The 18438-nt window shown below is 47.5% G+C and carries 16 protein-coding genes; 3 read left to right on the plus strand and 13 right to left on the minus strand.

From position 1 onward, the window contains the following. Positions 1-97: 97 nt before the first annotated feature. The gene (locus BTV99_RS03900) at positions 98-1222 is read right to left on the minus strand and encodes an ATP-grasp domain-containing protein (RefSeq protein ID WP_075101065.1); all 1125 of its coding nucleotides are present in this window, start codon (positions 1220-1222) and stop codon (positions 98-100) included. A 410-nt stretch (positions 1223-1632) separates the two neighbouring features. On the opposite strand from BTV99_RS03900, the gene BTV99_RS03905 reads away from it, so the two are divergent. Then, on the plus strand, positions 1633-2880 hold the full coding sequence (locus tag BTV99_RS03905) for a TerD family protein (RefSeq protein ID WP_075101066.1): 1248 nt from the start codon (positions 1633-1635) through the stop codon (positions 2878-2880). Positions 2881-3029: 149 nt separating this feature from the next. Here the strand turns inward: BTV99_RS03905 and BTV99_RS03910 are convergent, their stop codons facing one another. The 3 genes from BTV99_RS03910 to BTV99_RS03920 all read right to left on the minus strand — a co-directional run bounded on the left by BTV99_RS03910 (position 3030) and on the right by BTV99_RS03920 (position 5278). Then, positions 3030-3638, minus strand: coding sequence for a TerD family protein (locus tag BTV99_RS03910; protein ID WP_075101067.1), 609 nt, complete (start codon positions 3636-3638; stop codon positions 3030-3032). 46 nt (positions 3639-3684) lie between these two features. Beyond that, the gene (locus BTV99_RS03915) at positions 3685-4437 is read right to left on the minus strand and encodes a TIGR00266 family protein (RefSeq protein WP_075101068.1); all 753 of its coding nucleotides are present in this window, start codon (positions 4435-4437) and stop codon (positions 3685-3687) included. A 265-nt stretch (positions 4438-4702) separates the two neighbouring features. Next, on the minus strand, positions 4703-5278 hold the full coding sequence (locus BTV99_RS03920; RefSeq protein ID WP_075101069.1) for a TerD family protein: 576 nt from the start codon (positions 5276-5278) through the stop codon (positions 4703-4705). Between the two features lie 312 nt (positions 5279-5590). On the opposite strand from BTV99_RS03920, the gene BTV99_RS03925 reads away from it, so the two are divergent. Continuing rightward, entirely contained in the window at positions 5591-6250 is a 660-nt protein-coding gene (locus BTV99_RS03925) for a 7-cyano-7-deazaguanine/7-aminomethyl-7-deazaguanine transporter (protein ID WP_075101070.1), read from the plus strand. Positions 6251-6453: 203 nt separating this feature from the next. On the opposite strand, the gene BTV99_RS03930 is transcribed toward BTV99_RS03925, so the two are convergent. The 8 genes from BTV99_RS03930 to queC form a co-directional block, all read right to left on the minus strand. Further along, the gene (locus BTV99_RS03930) at positions 6454-7515 is read right to left on the minus strand and encodes a DUF475 domain-containing protein (protein ID WP_075101071.1); all 1062 of its coding nucleotides are present in this window, start codon (positions 7513-7515) and stop codon (positions 6454-6456) included. Between the two features lie 235 nt (positions 7516-7750). Continuing rightward, positions 7751-8326, minus strand: coding sequence for a TerD family protein (locus tag BTV99_RS03935; RefSeq protein ID WP_075101072.1), 576 nt, complete (start codon positions 8324-8326; stop codon positions 7751-7753). A gap of 258 nt (positions 8327-8584) precedes the next feature. Continuing rightward, positions 8585-10882: a bifunctional 23S rRNA (guanine(2069)-N(7))-methyltransferase RlmK/23S rRNA (guanine(2445)-N(2))-methyltransferase RlmL gene (gene rlmKL, locus BTV99_RS03940; protein ID WP_075101073.1), complete on the minus strand. Its 2298-nt coding sequence runs from the start codon at positions 10880-10882 to the stop codon at positions 8585-8587. Between the two features lie 127 nt (positions 10883-11009). Then, positions 11010-12206 (minus strand): mechanosensitive ion channel family protein, encoded by a 1197-nt coding sequence (locus BTV99_RS03945; RefSeq protein WP_241900649.1) that lies wholly within the window; start codon positions 12204-12206, stop codon positions 11010-11012. A 158-nt stretch (positions 12207-12364) separates the two neighbouring features. Further along, positions 12365-13861, minus strand: a complete 1497-nt coding sequence (locus BTV99_RS03950) for a dihydrolipoyl dehydrogenase (RefSeq protein WP_075101075.1) — start codon at positions 13859-13861, stop codon at positions 12365-12367. 79 nt (positions 13862-13940) lie between these two features. Continuing rightward, the gene (locus BTV99_RS03955) at positions 13941-14438 is read right to left on the minus strand and encodes a peroxiredoxin (RefSeq protein WP_075101076.1); all 498 of its coding nucleotides are present in this window, start codon (positions 14436-14438) and stop codon (positions 13941-13943) included. A gap of 195 nt (positions 14439-14633) precedes the next feature. After that, positions 14634-14963 carry a hypothetical protein gene (locus BTV99_RS03960; protein ID WP_075101077.1) on the minus strand — a complete coding sequence of 110 codons (330 nt, stop codon included), beginning with the start codon at positions 14961-14963 and terminating at the stop codon, positions 14634-14636. A 249-nt stretch (positions 14964-15212) separates the two neighbouring features. Further along, on the minus strand, positions 15213-15989 hold the full coding sequence (gene queC, locus BTV99_RS03965; RefSeq protein ID WP_075101078.1) for a 7-cyano-7-deazaguanine synthase QueC: 777 nt from the start codon (positions 15987-15989) through the stop codon (positions 15213-15215). Positions 15990-16373: 384 nt separating this feature from the next. Between queC and ttcA the strand changes: the two genes are divergently transcribed. Beyond that, a complete protein-coding gene (gene ttcA, locus BTV99_RS03975) occupies positions 16374-17474 on the plus strand; it encodes a tRNA 2-thiocytidine(32) synthetase TtcA (protein WP_372046470.1) in 1101 nt (366 codons plus the stop codon). Positions 17475-17579: 105 nt separating this feature from the next. Here the strand turns inward: ttcA and BTV99_RS03980 are convergent, their stop codons facing one another. Next, positions 17580-18161, minus strand: coding sequence for a FixH family protein (locus BTV99_RS03980; RefSeq protein ID WP_075101081.1), 582 nt, complete (start codon positions 18159-18161; stop codon positions 17580-17582). Positions 18162-18438: the final 277 nt, after the last annotated feature.

Below are 18438 nucleotides of genomic sequence, written 5' to 3' on the forward strand. Positions count from 1 at the left end.
GTACGCTCTAAAAACCTTTTTTTATGCCGCCACTTTTTTGATGTTGCCTAATTGTCTTTAAAATAAGGGTCTGCATCAAGGGTAATAGACGGCAGTTTTATTTAATTTTGACACTGGTCATCAAAGAGCGCACCTGACAGGGAGTGATTTGCTCAATGACGTCAGCCAGTTTGGGCTTGTCGCTCAGACCCAGCCAATAACCAAAGCCAATTTGAGTCAAGTCGACAGCGCTGTGCGCCGTATAGCCGATACCACCTGAGGGGCGGCTGTTGATCTCAAGGACACGGTGCTGACCGTTGCTATCGGCCTTGGTCTGGACGCTAACGATACCGTCGCAGCCAAAGGCGCTAATCAATGGAGTCACCACTGCCATAACGTCCTGATCGTAGCCGACATGCTGGATTTTTCCTGTCTTATGGCGTGTAACGGCCGCCAGCACCTCACCGTATTCACACACCACGTCGATAGAGTATTCTTGGCCTGATAGATAGGGCATCAGTAGCATAGGGATAGGGCGCTCATGCACCATCTGGCTATGGCTATATGCCTGCAAAAACTGCTTGGTGCTGATTTTTTTCTCTTCGGTAAAGTACAGATGCTCAAAGCTGTCATAAAGATCAGCTGCTGCCTTTCCGGTATCAAGCCGCCAAAACCCTTGGGCAAAAATACCTGTGACCGGCTTAACACACAGCGGCTGATCGCCGTATTTCTCCAGCAATGCTTCAAGCTCGGCTAGGGTATCAAACCGCCACGCCTCGGCCACAGGAATGTCATGCGCCTGACAGTGCTGCATAAAGGCAAACTTATCATCAATAGACGCTAGGGCATCGACACTGGTGGCCCCTGTCAGTAGGCGGATGCCAGCCGCCGCAAACGCGTCGCGCTTTGCTTCGTAGTCTATGCTGTTGCGCCCAGTCAAAAGGACTTTGACCTGCTGCTGCTGGGCTTGTTCGAGCACAAATTGCCAGCGCGGCACATCAAAAGGAGGTATTTGCTTAGGAACATCACTTGCAGACGTTAAAGGCTCACGATACACCGTATCGGCCAGCGCAAAGATCTCAGGCCTATCATGGCGATGTGAAGCAATGATATGCAGTGGTGCACTCGTTTTGGTTTTTAGAGCTTGCAGGCTAACGAGCATATCGCGCTGGCTGGATTGACCTTCAGCCAACCAGACGGCTAGGGGCGCTGAGTGATGAGTAGCGTTTACAGGGTTGTTCATGAGTCTCTCAGATGCTAAGGGTTAGGGGGATAATATCGTGATTCGATCGTCACTGTTTCTCAAGCACTTTATTTATCAGAGCTTTATTTATCAGCATTTTATGGCATAGGGATAGTGAGCGTACTTTAATATCAGTAGCACTGGGCTTATTTTCAACTGACTGCTACTATAGGGCAATGTATAAGGCGTGTCTTCGATTCACGCGATAGCTATCTAAACGGGCTAAAAATGGCCAAATCTTGCCAAACATCGTCAAATAGCGGGTTTATATCCCGATACTAACGGCGCTGTTTTCCTTGTTTGACCGCAATTTATCTCATTTTTATCACCATTTTGAAATGCAGACATGCACTAGTATGATCCATTAAGCAATAAAAAATAAGCATTATTACTTATAAGAAGGACAGAATATGAGCCAAAACCAACCGCAACAATTGGTGGCGGGTGCCAACGCGCCATTACCCAATGACCATATCAGTATTCGTATCATAAGCCAAAACGCGGTAGATTGCGCCGCTTATCGATTAACTAGCGATGGCAAGGTACGCGGTGATGGCGACATGATATTTTATGGCCAGACCCGCAGCGACGACGGCAATGTCAGCTTTCGCGGCCATGACAGCGATGGGTTTTTTGATATCAATTTGCCCGCTCAGCCTGCCAATATCGACAAGATTGCTTTAGCATTCTCTAGCGAGCAAACGCTGGCGCAAATCGGTGATGTGGATATTCAGGTACTGCAGGGTAGCCAAGTATTATTGACCTGCCAGCTAAGCGGTACTGGCCGCCCCGAAAAAGCCATTATATTGGCCGAATGCTACCGCCGGCAGGGTAGTTGGAAGTTTCGTTTTATCGCGCAGGGGTTTAATGGCGGTCTCAAGCCATTATCTGAGCATTTCGGGGTCGAGATTGCCGATGAAGCGCCAGCCCCAAGCCAAGCAGCAACTCAAGCACAAGCGATCAATACACAAAAACCCAATCGACCTGCTCAGGCCACCCCGCCGCCGATACCCGCCAGTCCTACGGTAAATTTAAACAAAATCACCTTAACCAAAAATCAGTCCAGCATCAATCTAAAAAAACGCGACAATTTTGGCAAAATCGCGGTCAATCTCAACTGGAACCAGCGGCCAAATGCCGATCAAAAAACGCCCAAAAAAGGACTGTTGGGTGACTTGTTTAAGCAGCATAAGTCTGGCGGCATCGATTTGGATGTCGGTGCGATGATTCATCTAAAAAATGGCGAAAAAACCCTGATTCAAGCACTGGGCAATCGCTTTGGTAGCTTGCAGTCGGCGCCTTATGTGTGCTTACGCGCTGATGATAGAACCGGGCAGGTGAGTGGCGGTGAATGGCTCGATATCAATGGCCAACAGTGGTCGCAGATTGAGGAGGTGTTTATTTTTGCCTTTATTTATGAGGGTGTGCCAAACTGGGCCCAAACCGATGGGGTGGTGACCATTCACGTGCCAGAGCAGCCACCGATTGAGACTCGTCTGACAGAAGGCACCGGCAACCTGCCTATGTGTGCCATCGCGCGACTGGTCAATCAGCAAGGCAGCATCAATGTCGAGCGTATCAACCAATACTTTAAAGGTCACCAAGAAATGGATAAGGCCTTTCATTGGGGCTTTAGCTGGAAGCGTGGACGTAAGTAAGACCTAATTCCAATCTTCAAGTCCCACCCAATACTCAAGTATCAGTATTGAAGCATCCGTATTCAAATATCAATCAGCCCGTCTATGATAAATAGACGGGCTGATTTTTTGTAAACAAAAACAGTTATAGTAAATGGAAGTAGTACCTATTAAGCATGCGGGGTAATCGCAGGCATCAAGTCATGAAAGGTACGACCAGAGGCAGTCTCGCCGATGGCGTGCATCTTCCACTCGCCGTTATGACGATAGACCTTGGCCATAATCATCGCAGTATGGCCGCCTTGTGCGGATAAATTATAGCGCGCCACCTCAGCGTTGTTGCTGGCGTTGACGATACGGCAAAACGCATTTTCGACGGTCTCAAACGTCTGACCGGTAAAGCTATTGACCGTAAATACCAGTGACGTCACATTGCTTGGGACGCGCGCGAGATCGACGTTGATGACTTCATCGTCGCCATCACCATCGCCAGTACGGTTGTCGCCTGTATGGACGATGCTGCCGTCTTTTGATTTTAGCTGGCTAAACCAAATCGCATCGACGGCTTGTTTGCTGCTATCGAACATGATGCAAGAGGCGTCAAGATCGATAGAGTCGCCGCCGCTACCACCGCCAAACAATTTACCCAAAAACCCGCCTTTTTGTGCTTGAGGCCCTTGTGCCACATCCCAGCCGAGGCCCAGTTTGACTTGTGTCAGCTCGCCGCCAGCTTCTTTGCTTAAAGAGATTTTTTGCCCTTTTTGTAGATTAACTGCCATGAGATTGTCCTTATAATAATTGTGAGTAAAAACGAACAGCGCCGCGCTATAAGATATTGTCTAAAAAGCCACCACCGCCGCCGCGACCGCCTGAGCTAGTGCCTAGGATGCTTTGTAGCCAGCCTTGGTAGCTGTCACGGTTGCGTGAGCAGATGATGACTTTGCCGCTACCTGAGAAGTTTAGCACCATACCTTCGCCGCTGGTGACGGAGTTGATGATATTGCTCATGATGCCTTTTTTCTTACTGGTCGACACCGACAGTTTATAGTCTAAGTTTGAGTCCCAGCAGACTACGTGACCATTATCGATGATGACGTCTTTGTCTGGTGTCACCTCAATCTCAAACAGCGAGCCAAAACCTGATACCACCACTTGACCTTGGCCTTGGGTCTGCATCACCATAAAGCCGCCGGTATCGCCAAATACTGCGCCGCCAAGGTTGCGCTGGATATTGGCTCTGATATCGACGCCTGTTTGCGCGGCGACAAAAGCCCCATCACTGAGTGTGTATTGCTGCTTGCCAACCTCGATGATTTGCATATCGCCATCTAGCGTTGGTGCAAGCAGGCAGTCTCCTTCGCCGCCCGTCGCTTCTATCTGCTGCTGAAATAGGGATTCGTCATTGGCAAAGCGGCGCATCAACGACTGCATCAGCCCGCCTTGTAGTTTGCCTTTTAACTCAAGATTGGACTCCATCATGACCATGGCGTTGGCTTCACAATAAATAGAGTCGCCCTTTTTTAGATTGCAGTGCAAAAAAGGCTCAATGGTACCGATTAAGCTAAATGTCGCGGCCATAGGGGGCAAATCCTTCTTTTAATCTTTTTGATAGAGACGATGTCACAGGGGCTGATAGATCATCTTTATGCTGCGTAATAAACATAAAGCCATCAAATGTGAAAAATGAGCACACTTGATGGCTTATTTGCTGCCGCAGTCCTATATAGATGGTAACTGCATAGATGGTGACTGCGACGATGGAGGGTTTAAACTTTGATAGATTTAAACCTTGATAAGTTTAGATCTTGATAAGTTTAAACCCAGATAAGGTTAAACGATGGCGTTATACATTTACGCCATAAGAAGCCGCTAATGGGCCAAGACCGCCATTAAAGCCTTGTCCAACCGCGCGGAATTTCCAATCGCCGTTGTGACGATATAGCTCACCGAAGATCATAGCCGTCTCGGTGCTGCCGTCTTCTGATAGGTCGTAGCGAGCGATTTCGGCTTGTCCATTATCATTGACCACGCGGATATAAGCGTCGCCCACTTGGCCGAAGTTTTGGTTACGAGCTTGGCCTTCATAGATGATGGCACAGATGGCGACTTTGCTAACATCCGCTGGGACATTGGCTAGGTTGATTTTGATTTTTTCATCATCGCCGTCGCCTTCGCCAGTACGGTTGTCACCGGTGTGCTCGACCGCGCCGTTGTCTGACTTTAGGTTGTTAAAGAAGATAAAGTCTTGATCGTTACGAACTTTACCCGCTTCATTCAACAAAAAGCCGATGGCGTCTAAGTCAAACTCTTGACCGTCGGTCGCACGCGGATCCCAGCCAAGACCGACTGTGATGTTGGTCAAGCCTGGCGCTTCTTTTGATAAGTTTACGTTGCCGCCTTTTGTTAAGCTAATAGCCATATAAATATCCTATGAATTAATAATTAAGGGTTTTTGGTGTTATAAGTTAAAAATAGGGCAGTCGTGGCTATCTGAGCACAAAAGATCAATAAATCGACCTGTACGCCATATCCTGCCTATCATTACGTCTAATATACTAAGCGATTGCTGAGTAAGCAAGGCGTATTTTGTGTGACTATACAACATATATCTTTCTGTCTACAAAAAATTGAGATTATGACCATGTCCATCGTCGTTTCGCTATTTATCTGATTATCATTTATAATAGCGCGCTCAGGTTCCCTCTACCCTGCTGTAAAAAAAGGCCGCTTTATGACTATTAGTACTGTTTTGACAACCCCGATCGAACCCATTCGCTATCGCCGCGCGCTATTTTGGCTGGTCAGCCTGCATATCTTTATCATCGCCAGTAGTAACTACTTAGTGCAGATACCTGTCGAGCTGTTTGGCTTTATCACTACATGGGGCGCTGTTACCTTTCCCTTTATATTCTTGATTACTGACTTGACCGTGCGTATCTTTGGTCAGCATTTAGCCAGACGTATTATCTTTTTTTCTATGATGCCTGCGCTGGTGATTTCTTATTATTTTTCTGTGGTGTTTTCAAATGGTCAATTTATTGGTCATGAGCATCTGCTGGATTTTAATTTATTTGTCTTTCGCATTGTTCTTGCCAGCTTTAGCGCTTATGTGGTCGGACAGCTGCTAGATATCCAAGTATTCAATAAACTGCGCCGCTTGAGTATCTGGTGGGTTGCACCGCTTGCATCGACGTTTATTGGCAATTTGGTCGATAGCTTTTGCTTTTTTGCCATCGCTTTTTATAAAAGCCCAGATCCTTTTATGGCGTCGCACTGGGTTGAGATTGGTGCGATGGATTATCTGTTTAAAATAGTGATGGGCGTGTGTATTTTTTTACCGCTTTATGGCGTGGTGTTGGCAAAACTTCAGAAGATGCTGGCAGGGAAGTAAACATCATTAGAGATAGTGAGCACCTTAATGCCAGTAGGACGGTACCGGTTTTAAAATAGATTAACGATATAAGGTTGGATATCACGCTAGATAATGAGTGAAGTCTGCAATCGCACATAAAAAACAGGTTATACCAATTGCTTGATATAACCTGTCATTTGACCACTTAATGAAATCGAATGCTGACACTAAACACGGCTGCGTTATTCAAGTGCTTGGCGTTTACGGTAGTTAAGTGATGCCACAAACGCCCAACCAATAAAGGCGATACCGATAAGACCAGTGATCAGCTCTGGCACGTGGAATTTCACCGACAATAGCATGATGATGGCCAAAGCACCGATGGCATAATGCGCGCCGTGCTCTAGATAGACAAACTCATCAAGCGTGCCTTTATCGACTAAGAAGATAGTCATCGAACGGACAAACATCGCACCGATGGCAAGACCAAGCATAATCACAATCACGTCATTGGTAATGGCAAAGGCACCAATCACACCATCAAAACTAAACGACGCATCAAGGACTTCTAGGTATAAGAAACCGATGATACCGCCTTTCATGATGGCGCTGGTGGCCTCAGATCCTGAGGTGCCGCCTTCGTGCTCTAGCTCTTCTTCCAAATCGCCCTCGAGCATACCTGATACCACTTGGACACCAAGATAGACAAGAATACCCCAGATGCCTGCGATTAATACCGCCGCTGATTGCTCAGCGCTGGCCCACGATACCGCAACCATCAAAACGATCAGCGCCACAAACACGCTCATGGCATCGACTTTGCCCAGCTTTACCAAACGGCTCTCTAACCACTCAAACCAATGCACTTCTTTATCATCAAAGATAAAGTTTAAGAACACCAGCAATAAGAAAATACCACCAAAGGCAGAGATCTCTGCATGGTGTGCCATGAGTCTGGCAGAGTATTCTTCTGGGTTATACAACGCCAGATTGATCACTTCCATCATACCAAGGTCAGCAGTGACGGCAACGATGACGATTGGGAATACCAAACGCATACCAAATACGGCGATTAAAATACCAACGGTTAAAAAGATTTTTTTCCAAAATTCGTCCCAGCCTTTGAGGACTGAAGCGTTGACCACCGCATTATCAAATGATAATGAAATCTCCATGACGGCCAAAATAGCAGTAATAGATAGGGTGGTTATCATACCGCCCATACCGCCGTGTGAATATCCCCACCATGCCGCGATTGCAAGGGCAATAATGGTAAAGATAAAGTCTAAATAAAAATGTCTCATGACACATCCTGTCTGGTTGCGTAAAGCTAAGGTCGGCCTATTATAGGCACAAACTGCAAAAAAGTGGTTATCGCTAACCACTTTTTATGGATAATTTTAAACGAAACCTAAAGTATTGCTAGTCGTTTGCCGATGAAAAATTGTGACTGTTTTGCAACCAAAATTTGTGCGTATCATCGTGTCTGACAGTGCGCTATGACTGTCTGATCGCTAGGGTAGAGGGTTATACTCAAAATTAGATATCGACGCCATATTGATGACACATCGCCTGCAAGCCGCCTGAGTAGCCCTGACCGACAGCGCGGAATTTCCATTCGCCATTATGGCGATATACTTCGCCAAACACCATGGCGGTCTCGACCGAGTAGTCTTCTGCTAAGTCAAAGCGAACGACTTCTGTACCTGTTTCTTCATTAACGACGCGGATAAAGGCGTTGGCCACTTGACCAAAGTTTTGATTGCGTGCTGCCGCATCATGAATGGTGACCGTGACCACGACTTTGTCGATATCGGCTGGGACTTGGGTGAGGTTTACTTTGATGACTTCATCATCACCATCGCCTTCGCCTGTACGGTTGTCGCCAGTATGCTCCACTGCGCCATTGTCAGATTTGAGCTGATTGTAGAAAATAAAATCATGATCGCCGCGTACTTTGCCCGCGGTATTTAATAAAAACACACTGGCGTCTAGATCAAACTCAGCGCCAGAGGTAGCGCGCTCGTCCCAGCCAAGACCGATGAGCAGTTTGGTTAGGTTTGGGTCGGTTTTGGTGAGCGATAAGTTACCGCCTTTGTTCAGTGATAAAGCCATGGGATTGTCCTTATTATTAGGGGAGGGAGGCGCAGGATAAAAGCACGGGCTATGTCATGGCACATTTGAGTAGATTAAGCCGAGCAAAATCTATGATGGGATTGGTGTCTGGACAGCCTGCGCTTTTTCGCCGCGTAGTAGTGCTCTATCATAACAACAAAAAATGGCCCAATCAAAGCCGATTGGGCCATTGTGATATTTGCTACAAAACACTACGAAAGCTGGGCAAACAAGGCGGGTATAGGCCTTTTTTGTGCCTTAACGATGACGAATCTCAAAGCTTTGGTGGATGGGTTTTTTGATATTAAAATCAAAGCCGATGGTCTTTGGCGTGATATTGACAATATCGTAGCGCTCGCTTAGCTGCTCGTCCAACTCAAAACGGGTGAAGTTATTGGAAAAATACAACACGCCGTCCGAGGTTAAGCGGTTCATGGCGCGGTTGATAAGGGCGGCATGGTCGCGCTGCACATCAAAGGTGCCTTGGAATTTTTTTGAGTTGGAAAAAGTCGGCGGATCGATAAATATAATATCAAACTGCTCAGTATTGTCCTTGATCCACTCAAAAATATCGGCGGCGACGAACTGATACTTGCTCCCACTGACATCCAGACCATTTAAGGCAAAGTTTTGCTTGCCCCAGTCGAGATAGTTTTGTGACAGATCCACACTAGTGACTTTTTTGGCGCCAGCGAGTGCTGCGTGTACACTGGCCGTACAGGTATAAGCAAATAAGTTAAGTACTGACTTGCCGCGACTGTTGGCTTTGATACGGGCGCGCATGTTGCGATGGTCGATAAACAGGCCGGTATCGAGATAGTCGGTAAAGTTGACATAAAAGTAAGCGCCATCTTCGCGTGCGATATAAAACTTACCGCGCTTTTCGCTACTGCCTTGCTTGCTGTATTGCTCATTACCTGATTGACGGGCGCGGGTTTTGATAAAGACCTGCTCGCGGTTGATATCAAACACCTCACGGATACCCATCAAGGCGAGGTTAAAGCGTTTTTTTGCTGTCTCAGGCGGGATGGTTTTGGGCGGTGCGTATTCTTGCACGTGCGCATAATCACCATATAGGTCGATGGCCACTTTAAAGTCGGGCAAATCAGCGTCATAGACACGAATATTGCTGACATTGTCTTTTTTGGCGAGCTTTTTGAGCTTGGCGAGGTTTTTTTGTAGACGATTGATAAAGTCTTGCCCGCCCTCTACCGTGATGTCGCGCTTTTCAAAACGACTGACCAGATGGCCTATTTGTCCAGCGATAAGGGTCCCATAACGAAAATAAACCGTAATGGCACCGTTGTGACAGCGCAGGGTCTTTGGTTCTTTGATTGGTAAGATATCGACCTGCTCGACATTGGCGGCCAAGATGCCAAGCATTGGATTAATGCCACTGCCTGCAAAGCTGTCTTGCAAAATAAGCCCGATTGACTGGTATAAAGGCTTGATAATGTCTTCATCGCCCAAACGCTCGCCATAAGGTGGGTTGGTAATGACAAGCGGATTGCTCAAGCGGCCATCGTCGACCAGCGGCTTTAGCACACCGCCTAGCTGGTTGAGCGCGCGCGTCTCGATATCAAGCAGCGGCAACAGTTCTTGCAGCCCTGCAGCGATCAGGTTTTTTTCTGTGGCGAGTATCGCACCGCTATCAGCATCAAAACCCAAAATCAGCGGCAAGGTGTCTGGCTGCTCTTGAGCAATGGCGAGCGCCTCGCGAAAACGGTTTTGGGCACCCTCAATCATCTGCTGCCAGAGCGCATCATCATGATGTTGCCATTCATAAAATCCGAATTGATTGGCTGCTTTATCGATACCGACAGCATAATCACAATGCATCAAGAGCGCTTCGATAATAAATGTACCAGAGCCGCACATAGGATCGATAAGAGCGTTATAAAAAGGCGCGTTGCCTGCGTCGTTTTTCTTATGCCAACCTGCGCTATAGAGTAGCGCTGCGGCTAGGTTTTCTTTTAAAGGCGCGTCGGTCATGGCCACACGATAGCCACGGCGATGCAAGCTGGTACCAGATAGGTCTAGATACAGCTCGGCTTGCTTGTCATTGACAGTAGCAAACACAGAAAAATCTGGGTTTTTGCTGTCGACGTTGGGGCGGCTGTCATATACTTCATTGAAGGTATCGGCGATGGCGTCTTTGATACGCAGCATCGCAAACTGCTGACTGACCGCCACGCGCTTATCGACAGACAGACGGATGGCGAAGGTTTGCTCTAAGTCAAACTGCTCAGTCCAGTTGACAGACTTTGCCAAACCATAGAGCTGCTCGGCCACATCATATTCGGTATTGATGTTTTTGCGTTTGATTGGCAGCAGTACCCGTGAGGCCACGCGTGACCAAAGACAGATGGTATACAGATCACGCAAGCCGCCAGTGACGGCCAGACGACCGGTGCTTTTGATATCGCTTTGGATACCAAAGCTGGTCAGCTCAGTCTGTAGCGGTGCTTCGAGCCCATCGGCACAGGTAACGATAAGCTCAAGCGACAACGCTGGCGAAGATGCTGTGGAAGATGCTGGCGAAGTGGTTTCGGTCATACGGATACCTGTGGTCTAAAAGGGTAAATGAGGCACATCAGCAATGGCGATGTTTAACCCGTGATTTTATCATATTTCCAGGTAGGATGGTTTAAAGTGGTGGGTATTGAGCAAGATAGTCGCGTCTTTACTGCTCATTTTTTGTCAGGGGTAGCGGCTCTGATGACTGTGATACTACCTGCGTGGTGGTGGCAAAGGGCTTGGTGGCGATAGGATAGTCGACGTCCTTTGGCATCAGCAAACGCATATGCGGATAAGGGGTAGAGATGTTGGCAGCATCGAACGCGCGTTTGATGTCCTCTTTGAGACCTTCTTTGATTTTGGGCATACGGGCGACGGCAGCAGGTTTTACCCAAAAACGCACGATAAAGAAAACCCCGTATTCACCAATTTCATCGACTGTGGCTGAGGGCTCTGGACGGCTGAGCACCACATCGGTGTCACTGAGGACTTGTAGGATCTCTTTGCGAGCGGTATCGATATCGTCTTCAAAGGCGATACGCACACGAATATCAAACCGTATGAAGTTTTTGGAGGTTAAATTGGTCACCTCAGAGGAGGCAACATTGGAGTTTGGGATAATGACGGTGATGTTGTCCCGCGTCAAGATATGCGTGGTACGCAGGGCGATGAGTACCACCCGGCCTTCATTTTCATTGATATGAATCCAGTCACCCACTTGAAACGATTGTTCAAGCAAGATGGTGATGCCAGCGATGAAGTTGGCAAGGGTGGACTGAGCGGCAAAGCCTACCGCCAGACCGACGATACCGAGACCGGCGACCAGTGAGACGATATCAAAGCCAAACTGCGCCATGACACTGGCCAGACCTAGCACCAGTAGCAGCACAGACAAGATGTTTTTTAGTAGCTGCTCTATCGAGGCATTCAGACCATAATGCTGCAAGACTTTGTGAATGATCTGCCCAGATGAGGTCCAAAGCACATAATAAATACCTGCCCATGTGCTGGCCTTGGCAGTGGCCTTGATGGTTTCAGGCTCAAAGTATATCTGACTCATAATGGCAATCAAACTTGCCACAATCCAGATATAGCGCAGTACCGAGCGGACAATCTTGGTGCGCCGCTCATTCAAGTGCAGCTTTGTTTTGCTCTGCTTGAGAATATAAATCGCCAACCAATAAAAAGCCCCAAGTACCGCAAGCAAGATCAAGATTTTGATGGCAGTACTGGCCAAATCGACCACCTGTGAGGACCAGTCGATTGACTCTTCATCAGCAGAGCCGCCAAGCGCCAGATAAAGACTAGTATGCAGATCACGAATGATCTCTTGAAAAAAATCGGTAATACTAGCGATTGGCATTTTTTGGTCCATGCAGTGATGAGTACATGTAAAGGTATTAAGTTACCTGAAATTAGAGAGGCAAGCAAACACAAGATACGCCCTGATCGCCTGCAATGCTACCTTTTTTATCAGGTTTTTTATGAGGGCGTGTCCTTCCTGTAAAACAGTCCAAATCCTTAAAAATTGTCTTCTTGCGTATCGTGGTACTGATAAGGGATTTCCATCTTGTGCTGTACATCGCGTAATGCTGTCCGTAGTCCTTCTAATATCGTAGGGTGATAAAATGGCGTGTCGAGCATGTCTTTGATATTTAAGTCATTGGTAATGGCTGTCGCCAAGATATGACCGATATACTCAGCATCAGGGCCAATCATGCTGGCGCCCAGTATTCTGTCGGTTTTTTTGCAGCCGTAGATATGGAGCAAGCCACAGTTGACTCCCATCACTCGACTACGACCTTGATTGTCAAAACTGACGCGGCCGATGACGTACTCTAACTCTGGGTCTTGTTGGATTTCAGGAAGCGACATGCCGACGTTGACGATCTGCGGTGAGCAAAACACGATAGAAAAAGGCAGGGCAGGCGGACGTATATAGGCGTCTTTTTCATTGCCGCAGATCATGTTGCCTGCGCTGTAGCCTTCATCACTAGCAACGTGTAACAAAGGTATGTGTGCATTGGCATCACCCACGATATAGACGTTTAAGTCGCCAATTTGGCCGGTTTTTATACTGAGGTTTTTTGGTCGGTTTTTATCATCAAGCTCGACGCCCAAGTTTTCAATGCCCAGCTGTTTGATGGTATTGCGTCGACCGGTGGCGACCAGCACGTATTCGCCTTGCCACTGGCGCGCTTCGCCGGCACTGTCTTCATAGTTGATAAATGCGGTTTGTTCTGGATGGTCTTGCGTATCGGTATGTCGTGTACCGACGTCTTTGATATCGCTACCTAGGTGCATGGTCAGCTCATGACTCAAGCAATCAATGGCTTTATTGTTGATGTCGTCGTCTTTGAGACCGGCCACGCGCTTGACACGATTAAATAGTGTGACCTCGACGCCCAGTCGAGTAAAGGCTTGCGCAAGCTCAAGACCGATGGCACCTGCACCGACGACGGCCAATGATTTGGGTAGGTCATTGAGCTCAAAGACGGTATCAGAGGTGAGCAAGGTCGCACCCAGCTTATTTGCCCAGCCGTCTGGGATAAACGTCGAGCTGCCCGTGGCGACGATGATTTTTTTGGCGTCGATTAGCTCGTTATTGACTTCGATCAGGCCTTGCTGGTTGATATAAGCGCGACCATCGATTTTTTTGTCCTCAGGCCAGCTCTCGACTTGTTTTTTGATATAGCTGGCAAAGTGGCTACGCTCCTCACGGACGCGCTCCATGACCCGTTTGCCATCGATTTGAGTGGTGGCATGCACCCCAAAGTCTGCAGAGTGATTGGCCTCGTGGGCGCGGTCTGCAGCAGCAATCAATAGCTTGCTTGGCATACAGCCGACTTGGATACAGGTGGTGGTCCAAAACCCTTCATTGATAATGACGATGTCATCACGGGTTTTGCTGGCTTGCCGAAAGGCATTTTGACCAGCTGTGCCCGCGCCAATCACGGCCACTGATACGGTGCGGGTGATTTTTTGCTCGGCACTATCAGTATTAGACGGTTTATTCATAGTATTCTCAAGTGTTAAGAAATGATTGTTTAACCTAGGTATCACAGATGATGTTAGTGATTATTATCTTGTCAGCTGGTTAAGGCGTTAATGTTGCTAGCAGACGATCGGTATAGCCTTTGGCACGCAGGTTACGCTGTGCATGGGTAAGGGTGCCGTTTTTGTCAAACACAAAGGCAGAGCGTACCAGCCCCAAGGTGATTTTGCCGTACATGTTTTTTTCTTTGATCACATCAAAATATTGGCAAAGCTTTTCGTCAGTATCGCTAATGAGCGGGAGGTGTAAGTCATGCTTGGTGATGAATTTTTGATGGGAGTCGATGCTATCGCGTGAGACGCCAACGATATCATAGCCCAAGTCATCAAACTCGTGGAGGCGCGCGGTAAATTCGGTCGCTTGTGTGGTGCAGCCAGGCGTGTTGTCTTTTGGATAAAAGTATAATATTAGGCCTTTGTCGGTATGGGCGACCATTTCTTTTAGGCTGATATCGTCATGGATGAAGTGGCCGTCTAGTGCTCTGACGATGGTAACAGGAAAATCAGGTAACTTGATGCTCTCTGTGGTGGGCTTTGCCATGCTAATGTCCTTATGGTGTTATAGATGGTTTGTATAGTATGTATATCGCAAGTATAGCGAGCTTTATCAGTGTTATCATGTTCTTATTATAAGCAGATTAGCAAAAATGAATAATCAGTTTTACACTTTGTCTGTTTATCCTCAACAAAAAAGACTGGCAATAGCCAGTCTTTTGTACATCGTGCACCTGTTATCTTAAGCAGGTTTTTGTGGCTGCTTAAGGTCTAGACCAACTGTGCATTGCTGTAAGTCTTTTTGCATTTTTTTGACATACGGCAGATTGGAGGGGTCTTTTTTGTTTTGTGCGTAGCTTTCGATTTCCCACATTTGACCGATGGTCATGTTGCTACGGACGCCGATGGTGCAATTGCATAGCTTGGTGGCGGTACTTTTGTCAGCGACTTTATATTTGACCGCGCCATTGACACAGGTATTGATATTGTCTTGCTTGATATCAGCCGCGTTTGCTTGGGGCAACGCAAAGATGGCAGCTAGGGCTAGGGGTAATACTGGCAACAACTTCATAAATATCCTCTTACAGATGGCGTCTGTTTTATAAATTTGGTGTGCGTCGCTGCTATCAAGGTACAGCGATACGCGGATGATATCGTCACTTAGGTTTTGTAACTAATGTCTTGCAATCAATGCAATCGCACATACCATAGCAAGGATAGGGCGCAAAATACAATGATGACATGCTGTGTTAATGCAAGCGAATGTTTCGCAAATGTTGATTGTTGGGCTGCGCGCCTACAAAAACTGCGCTATCTGCGCTTAGGCCTGATAGCGGGTAGGGTCGACGACGCCTGCTTGAGCAAACCCTTGGCGACGCAGCGCGCAGCTATCACACGTACCGCAAGCCAAGCCGTTGGCATCTGCGCGGTAGCAAGAAATCGTCTGAGCATAATCGACACCCAATGATAGACCAAGCTCGATGGTTTTGGCTTTAGACAGCTGCTGCAGCGGTGTCTGAATCGACAAATGATGACCGGTCACGCCCGCTTTGGTCGCGAGGTTGGCCATTTGTTCAAAGGCCGCGATATACTCAGGGCGACAATCTGGATACCCAGAGTAATCGACGGAGCTGACGCCAATGACGATATGATTGGCATCGGTCACCTCGGCCACGGCCAGCGCATAGGACAAAAAAATCGTATTGCGTGCGGGCACATAAGTATTGGGAATGGTGTCATTATCGACCTCATCGTGCTGTTGATTGGGAAATGTGTCGGTAGCGCCATCAGGGATCGTCATACTGTGGTCGGTCAAAGACGAGCCACCCAACTGCGCGATATCGATATCAATGATACGGTGGCTGATCTTGGCAGTTTTGGCAATGGCTTTTGCGGCGACAAGCTCACTGTTGTGGCGTTGTCCGTAGTTAAAGCTGACCGCTATCACCGAGGCGTAGCGCGCCTTGGCCCAATACAAGCAGGTTACCGAATCAAGTCCGCCTGATAGTAGTACGACGGCGTTTTGCTGATGCACATCTGTGACCGGCTCGTCAGCAGCTTGAGAAGAGGAGGCGGGCGGCAAGGTAGCGTGAGTCATAGTGGCGTCTGTTAGTGGTTGAGAAATAGTGAGTAGCTTAATAGTGATGGAGGCTATCTGGCTATTTTAGCAAAAACACCTGCCTGACAGAACCTTCTGGCGTCTTTTTAATGGTGCGTGCCTAAAGCTAGCCACCGCTCGCGCCTGTGACAAGTTGCGCGGATAAATTAACGTCATCTTTTCAATCTGTTAGCAAACTTTGATATAATCGCAGCCGTCAGGGCACCTAGGGCATCCAAAATATCCAAAGTTTCCAAGATATCTATGTCAGCGCAGGCTTTAACGGATTGCCGATGAATAGGTTGCCCTTCATGATAGCCATATAATTTTAGTAAAGATATTGAGTAACTTATGACCGCAGCGACCATATTCACGCCAAACGCCATGCCAGAGCTTGTTGATACAGCGGCCGATGCAGGCTTGGGCAATGATGATCTGTACCCTGAGCACGATAGCATAGAAGATGCTGCTGACAATAGCGCGGATGATGACGGGAGCACGTTGGAGCCTACGCAAACAGCGGCGTTTCGCAAACTACAAAAAAAGCTGCGCCGCCAAGTGTCGTGGGCGATTCGTGACTTTAATATGATCGAAGATGGCGATGTGGTGATGGTATGTGTCTCAGGCGGTAAAGACAGCTACACCCTGCTAGACATCTTGCTGCTACTTAAGCGTATCGCGCCGATTCACTTTGACATCGTGGCGGTCAATCTGGACCAAAAGCAGCCAGGCTATCCTGAGGATATTTTGCCCGCTTATCTGAACGAGCAGGGCATCGCTCATTATATCTTAGAAAAAGATACCTATAGTATCGTCAAAAGCGTGGTACCAGAAGGCAAGACTTATTGTTCGGCCTGTTCGCGCTTACGTCGCGGCTCGCTATATGGTTTTGCCAAGCAAATAGGCGCGACCAAAATCGCATTAGGCCATCATCGCGATGATATGCTCGCGACGTTCTTTTTAAACCTCTTTCATGGCGGCGCGCTCAAATCAATGCCACCAAAACTGCTCAGTGATGACAAGCAAAACTTGCTCATTCGTCCGCTGGCCTATGTCGAAGAAAAAGACATCATTGAGTATGCCAAACTCAGAGCATTTCCGATCATTCCTTGCAACTTATGCGGCAGTCAAACCAATCTACAGCGTGCCATCATCAATGACATGCTACGTGAGTGGGACGATGCCCATCCGCAGCGTTTGGCGTCTATCTTTAAGGCCATACAAAACGTCGCACCATCACAGCTCGCCGACCGTGAGTTGTTTGACTTTGAGACCTTGAGCCTTGATCGTGATAATGAGGAGCGTCTGTTTGAGGGAGATAATATTCAAGCAGGGCAGACTCAGAGCTTGGCCGATATTGGTCTGCCTATCGCGCCTGAGACCCAAACGTTTAATCCTAAGTTTGCCAGCAAACCGCCAGCAGAGAAACCCACAGACAGTCGCTCTACCGCACAGAAGATTCCAACGATTAATCCTGTGATTTAAAGAGAGCCGATTCACTCACACTCGTGTCAGACAAAAAAACCAGCGCATTATTGGTTAATGGCTGGTTTTTTTGGTTTTGGCGTAAGTTAAGAGCCAACCCTGTGGTTAGCTTTCTGAAAAGACGGGTAGCGGCTCAAAGCTTACCTCGGAGCGCGGTAGCCGTGCCACATCCTGCATACGCCAGTCATCCTTACCATCATTACTCACTTGTAGATAGTATTTGGCTTTTACAGGATCAATATCGACATGAGCACGGTATTTATTGCCTTCTTCGTGCTGGAGCACCACATCGCGATCTTTTTTGATATCGGTGGCATGAGAGATAGACAGCGCCAGCGTCTCAGGATAGGTGAGAGGTGTGCCGTTTAGGAGCTTGCCCGTCTGTAAGCTTTGTTCAGGATAGTTTAAATAAAACACAATATCGCCATTATCAGCAAACTGCATTTTGCCATGCAAGTCCAAATCATGCGTGAGCTTATCACGAGAGATATCATGGTAGAGGGTCTTGCCATCCATATACCAGTCGTCACGTACCACACTGTCACGGATTTGGTAGGAGTAATACACAAACCAGATGCATGCGATCACGACCAGCGCTGGCATGCCAATCACAAAGATGACGACCATGTAGTTTTTATACCATGGCTGCGTATCTTGATGCTTAAAGTTTGGTGCTGGAGTAGACATAAAATACCTATTAATCAGATAACGGTTTAGCAGATATCATATCACTAGATACCGTAAACGCTATCACTGGATAATCTAATGGCACACTGCTGCCAAGTGATAAATGAGTCATCCGCCAATCGCTAACCAAACCAATTGTGAGCGACTAACGGATGAGCGTTATAAAAATAGCCGGACCAAACACGGCATCTTGGTACTTTTGAGCACCGAGCCTTGACTCTCAGTGCTTTGCAACATAAAAGCTTTTAAACCTAAACACTTTTAAATGTAAGTGCTT

It is taken from the genome of Psychrobacter sp. Rd 27.2, assembly GCF_001921755.1.
Classification (GTDB): Bacteria; Pseudomonadota; Gammaproteobacteria; order Pseudomonadales; family Moraxellaceae; genus Psychrobacter; species Psychrobacter celer.

What these genes read in the sequence shown, in the direction of transcription:
- BTV99_RS03935 (WP_075101072.1), bottom strand. Translation starts at nt 8,326, where the DNA reads ATGGCTTTATCACTGAACAAAGGCGGTAACTTATCGCTCACCAAAACC.
- BTV99_RS03930 (WP_075101071.1), bottom strand. Translation starts at nt 7,515, where the DNA reads ATGAGACATTTTTATTTAGACTTTATCTTTACCATTATTGCCCTTGCA.
- BTV99_RS03945 (WP_241900649.1), bottom strand. Translation starts at nt 12,206, where the DNA reads ATGCCAATCGCTAGTATTACCGATTTTTTTCAAGAGATCATTCGTGAT.
- queC (WP_075101078.1), bottom strand. Translation starts at nt 15,989, where the DNA reads ATGACTCACGCTACCTTGCCGCCCGCCTCCTCTTCTCAAGCTGCTGAC.
- rlmKL (WP_075101073.1), bottom strand. Translation starts at nt 10,882, where the DNA reads ATGACCGAAACCACTTCGCCAGCATCTTCCACAGCATCTTCGCCAGCG.
- BTV99_RS03920 (WP_075101069.1), bottom strand. Translation starts at nt 5,278, where the DNA reads ATGGCTATTAGCTTAACAAAAGGCGGCAACGTAAACTTATCAAAAGAA.
- BTV99_RS03955 (WP_075101076.1), bottom strand. Translation starts at nt 14,438, where the DNA reads ATGGCAAAGCCCACCACAGAGAGCATCAAGTTACCTGATTTTCCTGTT.
- BTV99_RS03910 (WP_075101067.1), bottom strand. Translation starts at nt 3,638, where the DNA reads ATGGCAGTTAATCTACAAAAAGGGCAAAAAATCTCTTTAAGCAAAGAA.
- BTV99_RS03900 (WP_075101065.1), bottom strand. Translation starts at nt 1,222, where the DNA reads ATGAACAACCCTGTAAACGCTACTCATCACTCAGCGCCCCTAGCCGTC.
- BTV99_RS03950 (WP_075101075.1), bottom strand. Translation starts at nt 13,861, where the DNA reads ATGAATAAACCGTCTAATACTGATAGTGCCGAGCAAAAAATCACCCGC.
- BTV99_RS03905 (WP_075101066.1), top strand. Translation starts at nt 1,633, where the DNA reads ATGAGCCAAAACCAACCGCAACAATTGGTGGCGGGTGCCAACGCGCCA.
- BTV99_RS03980 (WP_075101081.1), bottom strand. Translation starts at nt 18,161, where the DNA reads ATGTCTACTCCAGCACCAAACTTTAAGCATCAAGATACGCAGCCATGG.
- BTV99_RS03925 (WP_075101070.1), top strand. Translation starts at nt 5,591, where the DNA reads ATGACTATTAGTACTGTTTTGACAACCCCGATCGAACCCATTCGCTAT.
- ttcA (WP_372046470.1), top strand. Translation starts at nt 16,374, where the DNA reads ATGCCAGAGCTTGTTGATACAGCGGCCGATGCAGGCTTGGGCAATGAT.
- BTV99_RS03915 (WP_075101068.1), bottom strand. Translation starts at nt 4,437, where the DNA reads ATGGCCGCGACATTTAGCTTAATCGGTACCATTGAGCCTTTTTTGCAC.
- BTV99_RS03960 (WP_075101077.1), bottom strand. Translation starts at nt 14,963, where the DNA reads ATGAAGTTGTTGCCAGTATTACCCCTAGCCCTAGCTGCCATCTTTGCG.